Here is a 15,857-nt window from a genome sequence, read left to right as displayed (position 1 = left end):
ACTATTTACAATCGTTTATTGCTCTTGTTTTTCGAGTGCTAAACGTTCTTGTTCTACTTTCTCTGCCAAACGTTTTTCTACAACGGGCATACAAACCTTTTTACCGGTTTGTTTGGTGTTAAACGGAAAAAGTTCTAAATCGTTTAACATTTTATCTGCCGGATTCGGGTATTTGTTGGTACCCAACAAAACTTCCTTACCTGCATCAAAAAGTTCTTGTTCTTTAGTAGCTGCTTCGGTAATTTGTTTTTGAATAGCTCCGTTTAATAAACCGGCAATAAAACCGTTATGAGATTCTATTTTTTTGAATAATTCTAACGCATTTTCGGCTAAGATTTGCGTTAAAAACTCAATATAATACGCTCCGTCTGCCGGATTGTTTACTTTATCTAAATAACTTTCGTTTTTTAAGATTAGTAATTGATTGCGTGCAATGCGATCGCCAAATTCATTGTTTTTATGAAAAAGGGCATCGTAAGGTAAGTTCATAACTGCATCAGCTCCACCAATAATAGCGCTCATACATTCGGTAGTTGTACGCAACATGTTGGTGTTGTAGTCGTAAATGGTTTTGTTGCGTTTGGTAGGAAAAGCGAAAATATGCAATTTGGCTTGCGTGTTGTAGGTTTGATTTAAGGCATCAAACAAAATACGTAAGGCGCGTAGCTTAGCAATTTCAAAAAAATAATTGGTGCCAACTGCTATTTCTATAACAACGGTTTGATTAAAAGTAGAAATTGCATTAAAATATTCGTTAACATGCGCCAAGGCAAATGCCAATTGTTGGGTGCATGTTGCTCCTGCGTTTTGATATAAGCTAGCATTTACTGCAATAAAATTGCAGTTTTTTATAGATTGAGATAAGTTGATTATTGCTTTAAAATCGGTTTCTTGGTTGTTGTACCAAACGCCGTTTTCGGCTAAATAACCTACTACATCTGTTAAAATATAAACCTGAAACCTTTGGTTAGCTAACCATTGGTCCAGTTTAGTTATGTAGGTTGTATCTAAAAATTTTAAATCAAGATAAATGGTAAGGTTTTTATTTTCTAACGCAGTTAATAAAGCAATAGCATCAACTTGTGCGTTTGGAATAATAAACTTTAAACTTTCGGCTCCTCGAACAACGGCTTGATTGGCTTTGTAAACAGATTTTTGAAAATCGTGAACGTAAATATCTTGCGTGATGCGAAACTCAGTAACTTTTGTATTTGGAGTTAGAGCGGTACCAAATTCATCATGGTGATAAAAAGGTTTCACTTTAAAACCTTCTGGCGTTTCCCAAAGCAAGGTTTCGTTATAATCAGCTCCTTTTAAATCGTACTGAATTAAGTTTTTCCATTGTTTTGATAAAACCGGTTCAAAATCACTAAATAACTTTTGATCCATATTTTAGATGCGTAAATTTAATTGGTTGAATTAAGGAGTTTCATTCTCAAACTCAATAATATAAATATCTTCGTTTGGCCGCTTCATAAAATATTTTTCACGAGCATAACCTTCAAGCTTTTCGCTTTTTCGAAGTTCATCAATTTGTTTTTGATCTTTGTTAATTTCGTTGATATAATATTTTTGGTTGGTTTGCAGCGTTTTTATTTCAGCGTTTAAATTGGCATGATCTAAAACCGAATAGTTGTCTAAAAATAGCATCCAAATGCCAAATAAAAAAATGGCAATAATGTATTTGTTAGACAAGCTTTTAAGCTTAGGATATTTGGTAACTAAAAGCTGAAACTTTTTTTTCATTTTTATAATTTATCAGAAATAACGGTTCTAACAATATCAATTGCTACGCTGTTGTGCGTATCGTTCGGAATAATGATATCAGCAAATTGTTTTGATGGTTCTATAAACTGATCGTGCATCGGTTTTAAAGTAGTTTGGTAACGGGTTAAAACCTCTTCCATATCACGGCCACGCTCGGCAATATCACGCTTTAAACGACGAATTAATCGCTCGTCAGAATCGGCATGCACAAATATTTTAATATCAAACAAATCTCTAACTTTCAGATCTGTTAAAATTAAAATACCTTCAACAATCATAACTTTACGTGGTTGTGTTAAAACTACGTCTTTTGTACGGTTGTGGTAAACATACGAATAAACGGGTTGTTCTATCGCTTTTCCGTCTTTAAGTTCTTTTAAATGAGAATAAAGTAAATCAAAATCAATTGCTCGTGGATGATCATAATTTATAAGAGCTCTTTCATCATAACTTAAATGATCGTTAGAACGGTAATAAGCATCTTGAGAAATAATTCCAACTTCATTTTCATCCAGTTCTTTCATAATTTGATGAACAACAGTAGTTTTTCCGCTACCCGTTCCTCCAGCAATTCCTAGTATTAACATTGTAAAGATATATTTTTTTTACAAAAATAAGCAAAATACTGATTGATATAATCATACTAAAAACTAATTTTTGTCGTTATAAATATAGAATAAATAAATATAAGGTTTATTTATTTAAGAATAGATAATAATGCGAGTATGACAAACGGTCAAGTCATTTTTGGAATTGGGGCCCTTTTATGTTTTTCAAATTGTAGCCAACAAGCGGATGCAATTTCATTACAAGAAAATTATTTAGATAGCTTGAATTTGGTTGAACAAACCGCTTCTGTTTTTAAAGAAGTTTCTGGAACATATGTTGGGATTGTGAAGAGTGGAGCAGAAGATCATTATAATAGTGTACAAATGACTTTATTTCCTGATTATACCTTTCAGGTTGTGAAGCAAAATATTAAAGGAGATCGGAAAATAACTAAAATAAAAGGTACTTATACGGTTGTAGACGATACCTTAACATTGTACCATGTTATTTACCATCGTAAATATTTATTAAAAAATAAAGAAATTCATTACATGTTAGATTATAATCCAACCGATATGAATTTTGTAGAAAAATGTATGCAGAATATTCTGTATAAGATTAATTAAAAATAAAAAAGCCATAACAATTTGTTATGGCTTTTGTTTTGTCGGGGTGGCAGGATTCGAACCTGCGACCTCCTGGTCCCAAACCAGGCGCGATAACCGGGCTACGCTACACCCCGAAGGTTATCTTAATTTGCAATACAAAATAAACGATTTGTTTTATAAAAACTTGTCGGGGTGGCAGGATTCGAACCTGCGACCTCCTGGTCCCAAACCAGGCGCGATAACCGGGCTACGCTACACCCCGTTTGTTCTGTATTGCGATGCAAAAGTAACACATATTTTTAAAATTAAAAGCTTTTTGCTGTTTTTTTTACTCTTTTTTTTGAATGATTTTTTAAGCGATTGATTTATAATAGGGTATAAAAAACTTATTTTTAGTTTTTTACTGTAAGTTTAGTCACCTATCTGATTTTTTATAAGGACTTATGTGATAAATTGTATGTAAATCGAATTGTAGATTTGTATTGGTTTGGTTACATTTGCGAGATATAAATAAAGAATATTTAACTATGTCAAATACTATAGAAAAGGTAAAATGCTTAATTATTGGCTCGGGACCGGCAGGTTATACAGCTGCTATTTATGCTGCACGTGCAAATATGAATCCAGTTTTATACCAAGGGATGCAACCTGGTGGACAATTAACCACTACAAATGATGTAGAAAACTTTCCAGGATATCCAGAAGGGATTACCGGACCTGAAATGATGATGCAATTACAAGCTCAAGCTAAACGTTTTGGAACTGATGTTCGTGACGGGTGGGCAACTAAAGCTGAATTACAAGGCGATGTTAAAAAAGTATGGATTAACGAAACAACTGAAATTCATGCAGAAACGGTAATTATTTCTACCGGAGCAACAGCAAAATATTTAGAACTTCCATCAGAACAACATTATTTACAAATGGGAGGTGGTGTTTCTGCTTGTGCGGTTTGTGATGGTTTTTTTTACAGAAATCAAGATGTAGTAATTGTTGGTGCTGGTGATAGCGCTTGCGAAGAAGCACATTATTTAGCTAAACTTTGTAAAAAAGTAACCATGTTGGTACGTAGCGATAAATTTAGAGCTTCTAAAATTATGGAAGATCGTGTTAGAAATACGCCAAATATCGAAATCTTAATGAACACAGATACTGTTGAGGTCTTAGGTGATGGAAATGTAGTTACGGGTATTAAAGTTTTAGATAAAACTACAAATACAGAAAAAACAATTGAAGCTACCGGATTTTTTGTTGCTATTGGACATAAACCGAACACCGATATTTTTGCAGGACAAATTACCATGGATGAAGTAGGATATTTAATTACTGAAGGAAAAACTTCAAAAACAAACCTACCTGGCGTTTTTGCTTGTGGTGATGTTCAGGATAAAGATTACAGACAAGCTATTACTGCTGCCGGATCAGGTTGTATTGCAGCCTTAGATGCCGAACGTTATTTAGCTGCTAAATAAATAAAAATAAAAAAGCTCTGATTTGATGTATCAGAGCTTTTTTTATTTTCTATATAAACTTGCTTTGTCTATAAACTTTTTAATGGTAAACGTAGTAGGTTCTCCATAAATTTCTACTTGCGATTTTCCTGAAGCAGAAATGCTGATGCTTTCTTTAATATTTACAATAGCGGTAGCATTCGTTTCAACCAACACATCAGCTGTAACTAAACCAATATTTCGGCCTTTAAAGGTAGCATCGTTATCCAAGCGTATTTTTCCTTTATTTGCATCACCTTCAATAGTTGCGTTGGCTTTTTGATACATATCTAATTTAAAAATATCACTTGTAATTAATGCTTTTATTGAGGTGTTTTTACTCATTTCTAACGAAACATTTTCACCAGCATAATTAAGTTCTGCTCTTGCTTTGTCCGATAAAATTAAAGTAAACATTGGGCTTTTTACGTTTAAAAAAGAACGCGAATTGTCAAAGTTTTTAATGGTAATGTTATCAATTTCTATGGTTTGCAAAGCATTAAGCTGTGCATCATCTTTCATTTCTATAAGCTTTAAGCTTGGTGTGTACCTTACGCGTATCACAAATTTTTTTGCGCCGGTAACATCATTTGTTGTTCGTAAAATTAACCGATTGTTTTCTACCACTTTTTCAACATTTTCATGCAAATTATCGTCGGCTTCAATTTCAATGCTTGGTTTATTACTGGCAATTAAATGTACTTCTATGTCATTATAAATTTCCATTGTATCAAAGTTTTCTATTTCATGCTGGGTGATAGCAATGAACTTAGAACCTTTAATTTTTTCTCTTTTTTGAGCCAACGCATTGGTAAAAGAAAATACTAAAATGGATAAAATTATAACTGATTTTAAACTGCGCATATGTATTGTGTTTCTACAAATATAAAAAAAATCACTAGTTTAGCACTAATGATTTTCTTTATATCTTAATTAATAAGCCTTTACAGAACCTCCAGAACTTGTTTTAGTTTCTAAATGGTTTGCTGTTGGATAATACAAAATGCTCGAACCGCTTGATGCATTTAGTTTTAACTCGTTTACGGCGTTTATTTTTATGGTAGCTCCGCTTGATGCGTTTGCTTCTGCATCTTTACTGGTTAGTTTGCTAGCATCTGCAGTTGCTGCACTCGAACTACTAATTTCTAAATCAACTACTTTACCCATTAGGTTAACATGTGCGGCTGAAGATGCGTTTATAGCAATTTCTTTAGCAACTACATGCAAATCTATTTCGGCTGCGCTTGATGCTTCTATATCTAATTCTTGCACTTTTAATTCGTTAAACGATTTTATAGTACCCGCTAGATGCCTTTAGTTTTTCAATATTTGGCGCCGTTACATAAATGGTATTTACGCTGTTAGATTTAAAATTCTTATCTTTTTTAATTACTAAAGTTTCTTTCTCTACAGAAACGCTAATATGTTCGTGTAAATTTTCATGCGCTTCTACCCAAACTTTAGTTTCTGCATTTTGAGAAACAATAACATGCAAAGCGTTTGAAACTTTAATTTTGTTAAAACTGCTTGGTAAACTAATTTCTTTTTTAATTATATCGCCTTTATGAGCAATGGTTTCCATGCCATTAAAATTTAAGTTGCAGCTGGTAAAAAATAAGGCTGTAATAAAGGCAATAATTAGTTTTATGTAATAAAGAGTAAATCGTATCATAGTTTAGTTGGTTGCGTTTAAAATAGAATCAATTTCAAATTCTAAATTGGTTGGTTGATTGGGTTTAAATACAGGATCAATAATTGTTTCGCAGTTTACACAAGTTAGCAGGTTGTTGCTGTCAAAACTAAATAAAGGTGCGTCCGATTTTTGGTTTGAATTTAAAAACGTGTTCGAAAAGTTTCGCGCTTCTTTATTCATTTTTATTACGGTGTTTTTTGGCACGTAAACGTATAATTTAACCGATTTTCTGTTCTTTTTATTTTTGTTATCTGACGTATAGTAATTGTCAGCTAAAATTGATGTTTGATTTACTTGAGTATTAAAACGAATATCCGTTGCTATTTTTGTTGCTTCGCCAATTTCTGCAGCACGTGCATTTTTTTCTATTAAAACATAAGGTGTTGCATCGGTTTCTTTAAAAATTAATTCTACTCGGTTAGAATATAAAACTTTTTCTCCGTTTTCATTCAGCATAACTTTACCAGAATAGCTCGGGTTTTCTTCAGCCGAATAAAAGCTATTGTTATTAAAGTTTACCAATAACGTATCAGTTGGGCTTAGATTTAATTCCATTTTTTCAGTTACACGGCCCACATATTGTTCTTGCGCACCTTGTCTAATTCCGAAAGCAATCCATCCTAAAATTGATAAAAACCAAATAATTAATAAGCTTAATGTGGTATAACGGCCAAAAGTTTTAAAGTTTGGATTTAAAATTTTAAAGCTGAATAGGATTAGGAATAAAAATGGAATTCCGCTGGTTAAGGTTGTTAGTAAGGCAAACCAAAACAAGGTCATAGATTCAAACGGAATGTCAAAAACAGCAACCGTATCAATTAAGCTGGCAGATGCCAACATTAATGTCCCTCCAAAAATTAAAATTCCGCCTAAAGAAACAATTGAAATGAATAATAAGAAAACACCAAAGAATTTAGAAATTACGTAAAATGTTTTTTTTAAAAAACTTTCGATGCCCGAAACTACGTTTTTAGATTTTCGGTTTAATTCTTCGCTATCAAAACTTTCTTTAATTTTTTTTTCAATATTCGAAATGTTTATAGGTTGCCCTTTCATTTGCAATTTTTCTGACGTAGTAATTGCTTTAGGTACAATAACCCATAATATAAAGTAAATTAATAAGCTGGTTCCAGCTGTTACAAAGAATAAAAAGATAAATAGTAAACGAATCCAAATGCTATCTATACCGAAATAATGACCTAAACCGGCACAAACGCCACCAATTTTACCTTCATCTTCATCACGATATAGTTTTTTGTTAAAACTTTCTGTGTCGTAATTTGGTTGTTCTGGTTTAACAAAATCCTCTTCAATAATGTAATCTTCCGGTTGCCCCATAATGTCGATTACGTATTCAATATCTAACAAGTTTACTACTTGCTTGTCTTGCTTAATTCTAGAAGTAAAAATTTCGCTAATGCGTATTTCTATATCATTCATTACTTCCTCTTTAGAATCTTCAGCTAAAGAAGCTTTAATTGCTTTTAAATAGTTGTTTAGTTTGATGTAGGCATTTTCGTCTATATGAAAAAATAAACCTCCAACGTTTATATTTACTGTTTTATTCATGGTTGTGTTGATTTAAAGTGATTGTTGCTACTGCGCCTGCTAATTCTTGCCAAGTTTTACTTAATTCTTCCAAAAAAATATGTCCGTCATCTGTTAAACCGTAATATTTTCGTGGTGGTCCAGAGGTAGATTCTTCCCATCTGTAAGTCAGTACGCCATCGTTTTTTAATCGCGTTAGCAAAGGGTAAATAGTGCCTTCAACTACCAATAATTTTGCGTCTTTTAAGGTGTCTAAAATTTCTGATGTATACGCTTCTTTTTCTTTTAATACAGAAAGTATACAAAACTCTAAAACGCCTTTACGCATCTGTGCTTTAGTGTTCTCTATGTTCATAAAGATAATTTTTAAATAAACTGTTCATTTTTTGATTGTGATTGATGATGAAATAATACTATCTATAAGATTGTAATATCTAATACAAATATATATCTATTAGATGGTATTATGCAATACAAAGTACTGTTATTTAACAAAATATTAACATTTGTTCTTTTTTAGATTTTATAAAAAAAAATGTTATCTTGTATTTAAAACTAATAAAAAAACTACTATCATGAATTTTACACCAAGTAATATTAATCGCTTTTTATTTTTTAAATTGCCCTCTGCATGGTGGAGCGGCGTACGTTTAACAGCAATATCTACAAGCAGGGCAGAAGTAGGCATTAAACACAAATGGTTTAATCAAAATCCGTTCAAATCATTGTATTTTGCTGCTCAAGCCATGGCTGCGGAATTATCAACCGGTGCCTTGGTTATGAATCAAATTAAAAAATCAGGCAAAAAAGTTTCTATGTTGGTTGCTGAATGCAATGCAACCTTTACCAAAAAAGCTACCGGTAAAATCAGATTTATTTGTGAAGATGGGTTTATTGTAGAAGAAGGTATTGCAAAAACTGTTTTTACGGGCGATGGCGAAACGTTTTGGCTTAAAGCAATTGGTTACGACGAAAAAAATGATGTAGTATCAGAATTTAATTTTAAATGGACCGTAAAGGTTAAAAAGTAAATGAAAGTATTAATTAGCGGAGCAACTGGCCTAGTTGGCAAACAATTGGTTGAATATTTAATTAACCAAAATCACGAGGTTAATATTTTAACACATTCTCAAAGTAAAGCAACTATTTTTAATCATAAAAAAGTAAAAAGTTTTTTTTGGGATACTGACGAGCAAATTATGGACAAAGCTTGTTTTGCCCGCGTTGATGCAATTATTCATTTAGCTGGAGCAACCATTTCTAAAAGATGGACCAAAGGATATAAAAAACAAATAATCGACAGCCGTGTAAATAGCACTAAGCTTTTGTTTAATGCGGTTCGAGAATTGCCAGCACATCAAATTAAACATTTTATTTGCGCTTCGGCTATTGGTATTTATCCGGATAGCTTAACCGAAAAATATACAGAATCTTACCACGGTCATAGCGATTATTTTTTAGCAGATGTGGTTGAAAAATGGGAGCAAACCGCCGATTTTTTCGAATCTTTACATATTAAAGTAACCAAGCTTCGTACCGGATTGGTACTTGCAAGAGCTGGCGGAGCTTTTCCGTTAATGGTTAATCCTGTAAAAAAATATATTGGTGCTAATTTCGGATCAGGTAAGCAAATTTATTCATGGATTCATATTGACGATTTGGTGCGCATGTATGCCTTTGTTTTAATGCACGAATTAGATGGCGTTTTTAACGCAGTAGCTTCTAATCCGGTAACTTGTGCACAGCTTATGCAAGCCATTGCCAATCAAGTTGGCTCTAAAATATGGTTACCTAACATTCCATCCGGATTATTAAAAATGGCAATGGGCGAAATGGCACATTTGGTTTTAGATGGCCAATTTGTAGTAAACAACAAAATTAAAACACACGATTTTAATTTTGTTTATGAAGATATTAATACCGCTGTTAAAAGCTTGGTATAAAAAAAACGAGCGGTTTAAATCGCTCGTTTTTTTTAAATTAAATTGTAAGTCAGATTATTTGTTAGCTACAACATTTAATTGAACTAAAATATCATCACTAATAACTTGATCAGCAGCTAAATCAGCAAATTTAGATTTAGAACCGTAGTTAATGTTAAAGTCAGTTCTGTTAATTGGGAAACTTTGTGTTTCAATAGTAACAACTTCGTCAGTAACAGTTACGTTAGCTGGGAAAGAAACAGATTTAGTAATTCCTTTAACAGTTAAGTTACCTGTAATTGTAGTTTCAGCACCATTTGTAGTAACAGAAGCAATTTCAAATTTTCCTTCAGGGAATTCTGTTACGTTAAAGAAATGATCTACTGAATCATCTTGGTTTGTACCTTTTAAGTGTGCTTCTAAATATGCTTTATCGTCACCTTCTAAGTCAGTTACGTTAATTGTAGTAAAGTCAATTACAAAAGTACCGTTTTGTACAGCACCATCAGCAACAGCAACATCACCAGATTTTAAAGTAATTGTACCTTGGTGTTGTCCACCAACAACTTTAGAACCAGTCCAGTTAATTTTAGATTGTTCTACGTTGGCAGTATATACGTCAGCATTTTCAGCGTTTTCAGTAATTTCTACTGCATCTTGAGCTTGAGAAGCTTCGTTTTTACAAGATACAACCGCTAAAGTCATCATAGATAAAGCGAAAACACTTAATAATTGTTTTTTCATAGTTTTATTTATTAAAATGTGAATTATTATTTATTACCGCAAAACTACTATCTAATTCCTTCAACTCAAATTAATCTAGGTTAAGAAAAGCTAATAAAAGTATTAAAAAAGCAAGTTTTTTCTTAAAATAAGCCAAAAGCTGACATTGTGGCATCAAATTCAAATTGGCAAATTATTTGCTGTTAACCTGCTATTATAAATAAAATATAATATAAGCTATGAGTCAAGATATCACGGGTAATATAGAAAATGAAGAGTTACAAAACGAAAACGTTCAAGAAAACGCAACAAATACTGACGAGGTTCTTTCTGCAGAAGAAAAACTTACGCAAGAATTAGCTGCCGAAAAAGATCGTTTTTTACGTTTGTTTGCAGAATTTGAAAACTATAAAAAGCGCACTTCTAAAGAAAGATTAGAATTAATGAAAACAGCAAACCAAGAAGTATTACAAGCTTTACTTCCGGTTGTTGATGATTTTGACAGAGCTTTACCACAAATTTCTAAATCTGAAGGCGAAAACTTAGTTAAAGGTGTAGAATTAATTTTTGACAAATTAAAAGCAACCTTAAAAAGCAAAGGTTTAGAAGAAGTAGAATTAAAAGCAGGTGATGTTTTTGATGCAGATATTGCCGAAGCTATAACGCAAACCCCTGCAGGCGATAAACTTAAAGGTAAAGTTGTTGATGTTATAGAAAAAGGATACAAATTAGGAGATAAAATTATTCGCTTCCCAAAAGTAGTGGTTGGCCAATAATTTCTTATAAGACATATTTACAATGAAAAAAGATTATTACGAAATATTAGGGATTTCTAAAGGTGCTACGGAAGCCGAAATTAAAAAGGCTTACCGTAAAAAAGCGGTAGAATTTCACCCTGATAAAAACCCAGGTAATAAAGAAGCCGAAGAAAAATTTAAAGAAGCAGCCGAAGCTTATGAAATTTTAAGCGATGCTGACAAAAAGGCGCGTTACGACCAATACGGTCATGCAGCTTTTGAAGGCGGCGGCGGATACGGCGGCGGCGGAATGAACATGGAAGATATTTTTAGCCAATTTGGTGATATTTTCGGTGGTGGTTTCGGCGGATTTGGCGGATTTGGCGGCGGAGGCGGTGGTTTCCGTCAAGCGCGCGTTAAAGGCGCAAACTTACGTATCAAAGTAAAACTTACTTTAGAAGATATTGCTTTGGGCGTTGAGAAAAAAGTAAAAGTAAAACGTAAAGTTCAGGCACCAGGCGTAACTTATACAACTTGTTCTACTTGTAATGGTAGCGGTCAAGTTACACGTATTCAGCAAACTATTTTAGGTCGTATGCAAACTGCTGCAACCTGTAATACATGTGGCGGATCAGGCCAAGTAATTAGCTCAAAACCTAATAATGCCGATGCGCAAGGATTAATTGTTGAAGAAGAAACTGTAACAATTAAAATCCCTGCAGGTGTTGGTAACGACATGCAATTAAAAGTTTCTGGCAAAGGAAACGAAGCTCCAGGTAAAGATTCTGTTCCGGGCGATTTATTAGTGGTAATTGAAGAAATTGAGCATCCAACGTTAAAACGTGAAGGCGAAAATATTCATTTTGATTTGTATATTTCGTATCCAGAAGCTGTTTTAGGAACATCTAAAGAAATTGAAACAGCAACAGGTAAAGTTCGTATTAAAGTTGATGCAGGCGTACAATCTGGTAAAATTTTACGCTTAAAAGGCAAAGGTATTCCTTCATTAAACGGATACGGATCTGGCGATATGTTGGTTCACGTTAATGTTTGGACACCAAAAACTTTAAATAAAGAGCAAAAACAATTCTTTGAAAACATGATGGAAGATGATAATTTTAAACCACATCCATCAAAATCCGAAAAATCATTTTTCGAAAAAGTAAAAGAAATGTTCTCATAACTACCATCTTATTTTATATATTTAAAACCCAACTTGAATAAGTTGGGTTTTTTATGTAACAATAATAGGCATTTGCCTACTTATAAGTTAAATTTGTACCGTTAAAAGTTTTTTAAATGAACGACATCTTAGAAGTTAAAAACGTTGTAAAACGTTACGGCAAATATACGGCACTGAATAACGTATCTTTAACCATTCCTAGCGGATGCATTTATGGGCTTTTAGGCCCTAACGGCGCAGGAAAAACATCCTTAATTCGCATCATCAATCAAATTACATATCCAGATCAAGGGCAAGTACTTTTTAATGGCAAACCTTTAGCACCGCACCATGTGGGCGAAATTGGCTATATGCCAGAAGAACGCGGTTTGTATAAATCTATGAAAGTAGGCGAACAAGCCTTGTATTTAGCACAGCTAAAAGGGATGGATCGCAACGAAGCCAAAAAACAATTAAAATATTGGTTCGAAAAATTAAATATTGAAAGCTGGTGGGATAAAAAACTACAAGAACTTTCTAAAGGAATGGCGCAAAAAGTGCAATTTATTGTTACCGTTTTGCATCAGCCTAAATTGTTAATTTTAGACGAACCGTTTTCTGGGTTTGACCCGGTAAATGCCAATCTGATTAAAGACGAAATTTTAGAACTAAACAAAAAAGGTACAACCATTATTTTTTCTACCCACCGAATGGAATCGGTTGAAGAAATGTGTGACTATATTGCGCTAATCGACAAATCAAACAAAATTATCGAGGGTAAATTAATTGATGTAAAAAAGCAATACCGCAACAATTCGTACCAAGTTGGAATTATTCCGAACGATGTAGAAAAGTTAATGTACGAGCTAACTTTAAAATACAAGGTAGAACAAGCCGATTTTAAATCGTTAAACAACGAGCTAAAGTTAAACGTTCATTTAGGTAACGATGTGCCCAACCAAGTTTTACCTATTTTGTTACAAAACGGCGTAGTAACGCATTTTACAGAAAATATTCCGAGCATTAACGATATTTTTATTTCGTCAGTTCAAGGTGCAACCCCGAATCAATTTTAAGTATGAAAAATTTATTTTTAATCATTAATCGCGAATTTATTAATAAAGTGCGTAACAAATCATTCATTGTAATGACTATTTTAGGGCCTTTATTAATATTAGGAATGACAGCATTAATTGCTTTTCTTACCAAAATTAACGATTCGGATATTAAAAAAATTGCCATTCATGATGCCAATCAATATGTAATTTCCGAGTTCAAAAACAATAAACATACCGAATATATAGATCTTTCTGCCTTGCCAATTGACGAGGCAAAAGCACAAGCTAGTGAAAGTTATAAAGCTTTAATTTATGTGCCACAAGCCGATAGCATTCAGCAAATCGCAAAAACGGTTCAATATATTTCAGAAGATAGCCCATCTTTAGATGCCATTTTTTCTATCGAAAGAAAAATAAACGATGTAATTACTCGCAATAACATTGAAAAACTAAATATTGATTACAAAAAGATTGATGAAGCTAAAGCCGATTCTGAAATTACCGTAGTTAAGTTTTCGGGCGAAAATACCTTAAAAGGCATCAACGAAATTAAAATTGCCATTGGTTCGTTATTTGGCTATTTAATTATGATGTTCATTATTATTTACGGTAATTACGTAATGCGCTCGGTGATTGAAGAAAAAACCAATCGTATTATAGAAATCATCATTTCATCCGTAAAACCTTTCGATTTAATGATGGGTAAAATTATCGGAAATTCATTAGCTGGTATTTTACAATTTGCAATTTGGGCCATTTGTGGTTTAGCTATTTTATTAGCCGCACATTCTTTTATGGGCAGTAGCCCGCAAGTAGCACAAGCCCAAGAAATGGCCAATGCCATTCAGCACGGACAAAGCGGATTAGATAATATCAATTTATATATCGATGAAGTAATGAAACTACCAATAGCAACATTATTAATATCGTTTGTTGTTTTCTTTACCGGTGGTTATTTTTTATATAGCTCATTATATGCAGCTATTGGTGCAGCGGTAGATAACGAAACCGATTCACAACAATTTTTAATGCCTATTATTATGCCATTAATGTTGGGGGTTTATGTAGGTTTCTTTACTGTAATGAACGATCCGCACGGTACCGTAGCAACCATATTTTCATTCATACCGTTTACATCGCCTATTGTAATGCTAATGCGTATTCCGTTTGGTGTGCCGTTATGGCAAATTATAACATCAATGATATTGCTTATTGCCACGTTTTTTGCAGTGGTTTGGTTTGCCTCAAAAATTTACCGCGTAGGTATTTTAATGTACGGCAAAAAGCCAAGTTGGAAAGAAATTTACAAATGGTTAAAATATTAAATAAAAAACTGCAACGTAAGGTTGCAGTTTTTTTGTATATTCTCAGTAAGTAATGAAGCACAACCAAATAAAAATGTATTTTTGCAAGTAAGTAAATGCGTAACGTATGAGTAAAATTTTAATCATTGAAGACGAAGCAGCCATTCGTCGCGTTTTAGTTCGAATTTTAACCGAAGAAAATGAAACGTATGTGGTAGATGAAGCGGAAGATGGTAAAATAGGTTTAGAAAAGTACAAAGCCGAAGATTACGATTTGGTTTTATGTGATATTAGAATGCCTAATATGGACGGCGAAGAATTTTTGGTCGAAGCCAAAAAAATTAAGCCCGAAATTCCAATCGTTATGATTTCTGGCCACGGTGATTTAGATACCGCTGTAAACACCATGCGTTTAGGTGCTTACGATTATATTTCTAAACCGCCCGATTTAAATCGTTTGTTAACTACCATGCGCAATGCATTAGATACCAAACAATTGGTGGTAGAAAACAAAATTTTAAAGAAAAAAGTTTCTAAAAACTACGAAATAATCGGTCAAAGCCAAGCTATAAAAGATGTTTTGGTTATGATTGATAAAGTTGCTCCAACCGATGCCCGTTTTAATTACCGGACCAAACGGAACAGGTAAAGAATTAGTTGCGCATCAAATTCACGAAAAATCTAATCGTGCCTCAGCACCGTTAATTGAGGTGAATTGTGCAGCCATTCCAAGTGAATTAATCGAATCTGAATTATTTGGTCACGTAAAAGGCGCTTTTACGTCTGCCGTTAAAGACCGCGCAGGTAAATTTGAAGCTGCCAATAACGGAACCATATTTTTAGACGAAATTGGCGATATGAGCCTTTCAGCCCAAGCCAAAGTTTTACGTGCCCTGCAAGAAGGATTAATTCAGCGCGTAGGTGCCGATAAAGATATTAAAATTGATGTTCGCGTATTGGCAGCAACCAATAAAGATTTAAAAAAAGAAATTGCCGAAGGGCGTTTCCGCGAAGATTTATACCACCGTTTAGCCGTAATTTTAATAAAAGTTCCAGCGCTTAACGATCGCCGTGATGATATTCCGTTGTTAATCGAATATTTCACCAAAAAAATTGCCGACGAACAAGGCACCCAACAAAAAAAGTTTTCACCCAAAGCCATTCAACTTTTACAACAATACGATTGGACCGGAAACATTCGTGAATTACGTAACGTAATCGAAAGATTAATCATATTAGGCGAAAAAGAAATATCAGAAAACGATGTGAAACTTTTTGCCAGCAAATAGTACCAAA

15 protein-coding genes, 2 tRNA genes and 2 pseudogenes are annotated in these 15,857 nt (G+C 33.4%); 9 read left to right on the top strand and 10 right to left on the bottom strand.

Annotation, left to right across the window (positions count from 1 at the left end; all coding sequences use genetic code 11):
- Positions 1-15: 15 nt before the first annotated feature.
- From K5I29_RS06955 to udk, 3 genes are read right to left on the bottom strand one after another with little or no spacing between them, the layout of a single operon-like run.
- Positions 16-1,389, bottom strand: coding sequence for a methylmalonyl-CoA mutase subunit beta (locus K5I29_RS06955; RefSeq protein WP_264431928.1), 1,374 nt, complete (start codon positions 1,387-1,389; stop codon positions 16-18).
- Positions 1,390-1,419: 30 nt separating this feature from the next.
- Positions 1,420-1,746: an FtsB family cell division protein gene (locus K5I29_RS06950; protein ID WP_264431927.1), complete on the bottom strand. Its 327-nt coding sequence runs from the start codon at positions 1,744-1,746 to the stop codon at positions 1,420-1,422.
- 2 nt (positions 1,747-1,748) lie between these two features.
- Positions 1,749-2,354: a uridine kinase gene (gene udk / locus K5I29_RS06945; RefSeq protein WP_264431926.1), complete on the bottom strand. Its 606-nt coding sequence runs from the start codon at positions 2,352-2,354 to the stop codon at positions 1,749-1,751.
- Positions 2,355-2,492: 138 nt separating this feature from the next.
- On the opposite strand from udk, the gene K5I29_RS06940 reads away from it, so the two are divergent.
- Positions 2,493-2,942 (top strand): hypothetical protein, encoded by a 450-nt coding sequence (locus tag K5I29_RS06940; protein WP_264431924.1) that lies wholly within the window; start codon positions 2,493-2,495, stop codon positions 2,940-2,942.
- Between the two features lie 41 nt (positions 2,943-2,983).
- Here the strand turns inward: K5I29_RS06940 and K5I29_RS06935 are convergent.
- A tRNA-Pro gene (locus K5I29_RS06935) sits at positions 2,984-3,058 on the bottom strand.
- Between the two features lie 53 nt (positions 3,059-3,111).
- Positions 3,112-3,186: transfer RNA gene (locus K5I29_RS06930), tRNA-Pro, on the bottom strand.
- A gap of 265 nt (positions 3,187-3,451) precedes the next feature.
- Between K5I29_RS06930 and trxB the strand changes: the two genes are divergently transcribed.
- Positions 3,452-4,396, top strand: a complete 945-nt coding sequence (gene trxB / locus K5I29_RS06925) for a thioredoxin-disulfide reductase (RefSeq protein WP_264431922.1) — start codon at positions 3,452-3,454, stop codon at positions 4,394-4,396.
- 42 nt (positions 4,397-4,438) lie between these two features.
- On the opposite strand, the gene K5I29_RS06920 is transcribed toward trxB, so the two are convergent.
- From K5I29_RS06920 to K5I29_RS06905, 4 genes and pseudogenes are all read right to left on the bottom strand, one after another.
- Entirely contained in the window at positions 4,439-5,278 is an 840-nt protein-coding gene (locus K5I29_RS06920) for a DUF2807 domain-containing protein (RefSeq protein ID WP_264431921.1), read from the bottom strand.
- 69 nt (positions 5,279-5,347) lie between these two features.
- Positions 5,348-5,996: pseudogene (locus K5I29_RS06915) on the bottom strand (head GIN domain-containing protein).
- A gap of 93 nt (positions 5,997-6,089) precedes the next feature.
- Entirely contained in the window at positions 6,090-7,676 is a 1,587-nt protein-coding gene (locus K5I29_RS06910; RefSeq protein ID WP_264431919.1) for a PspC domain-containing protein, read from the bottom strand.
- On the bottom strand, positions 7,669-8,010 hold the full coding sequence (locus K5I29_RS06905; RefSeq protein ID WP_264431918.1) for a PadR family transcriptional regulator: 342 nt from the start codon (positions 8,008-8,010) through the stop codon (positions 7,669-7,671). Before K5I29_RS06905 ends, K5I29_RS06910 begins: the two co-directional genes overlap by 8 nt.
- 220 nt (positions 8,011-8,230) lie before the next feature.
- Between K5I29_RS06905 and K5I29_RS06900 the strand changes: the two genes are divergently transcribed.
- Both K5I29_RS06900 and K5I29_RS06895 read left to right on the top strand, forming a co-directional pair.
- Positions 8,231-8,686: a DUF4442 domain-containing protein gene (locus K5I29_RS06900; protein WP_264431915.1), complete on the top strand. Its 456-nt coding sequence runs from the start codon at positions 8,231-8,233 to the stop codon at positions 8,684-8,686.
- On the top strand, positions 8,687-9,598 hold the full coding sequence (locus K5I29_RS06895) for a TIGR01777 family oxidoreductase (RefSeq protein WP_264431913.1): 912 nt from the start codon (positions 8,687-8,689) through the stop codon (positions 9,596-9,598).
- A 54-nt stretch (positions 9,599-9,652) separates the two neighbouring features.
- Here K5I29_RS06895 and K5I29_RS06890 read toward each other — a convergent pair whose 3' ends face one another.
- Positions 9,653-10,321, bottom strand: a complete 669-nt coding sequence (locus K5I29_RS06890) for a YceI family protein (RefSeq protein WP_264431912.1) — start codon at positions 10,319-10,321, stop codon at positions 9,653-9,655.
- A 218-nt stretch (positions 10,322-10,539) separates the two neighbouring features.
- Between K5I29_RS06890 and K5I29_RS06885 the strand changes: the two genes are divergently transcribed.
- The 5 genes and pseudogenes from K5I29_RS06885 to K5I29_RS06865 all read left to right on the top strand — a co-directional run bounded on the left by K5I29_RS06885 (position 10,540) and on the right by K5I29_RS06865 (position 15,850).
- Positions 10,540-11,076 (top strand): nucleotide exchange factor GrpE, encoded by a 537-nt coding sequence (locus K5I29_RS06885; RefSeq protein ID WP_264431910.1) that lies wholly within the window; start codon positions 10,540-10,542, stop codon positions 11,074-11,076.
- Positions 11,077-11,098: 22 nt separating this feature from the next.
- On the top strand, positions 11,099-12,220 hold the full coding sequence (gene dnaJ / locus K5I29_RS06880; RefSeq protein WP_264431908.1) for a molecular chaperone DnaJ: 1,122 nt from the start codon (positions 11,099-11,101) through the stop codon (positions 12,218-12,220).
- A 116-nt stretch (positions 12,221-12,336) separates the two neighbouring features.
- Positions 12,337-13,275, top strand: a complete 939-nt coding sequence (locus K5I29_RS06875) for an ABC transporter ATP-binding protein (protein WP_264431906.1) — start codon at positions 12,337-12,339, stop codon at positions 13,273-13,275.
- Between the two features lie 2 nt (positions 13,276-13,277).
- Positions 13,278-14,582 (top strand): ABC transporter permease, encoded by a 1,305-nt coding sequence (locus tag K5I29_RS06870; protein WP_264431903.1) that lies wholly within the window; start codon positions 13,278-13,280, stop codon positions 14,580-14,582.
- A 106-nt stretch (positions 14,583-14,688) separates the two neighbouring features.
- Positions 14,689-15,850: pseudogene (locus tag K5I29_RS06865) on the top strand (sigma-54-dependent transcriptional regulator).
- Positions 15,851-15,857 lie beyond the last annotated feature (7 nt).

This window comes from Flavobacterium agricola, assembly GCF_025919725.1.
Lineage (GTDB): Bacteria > Bacteroidota > Bacteroidia > Flavobacteriales > Flavobacteriaceae > Flavobacterium > Flavobacterium agricola.
This window is presented reverse-complemented; position numbering and strand designations above follow the sequence as displayed.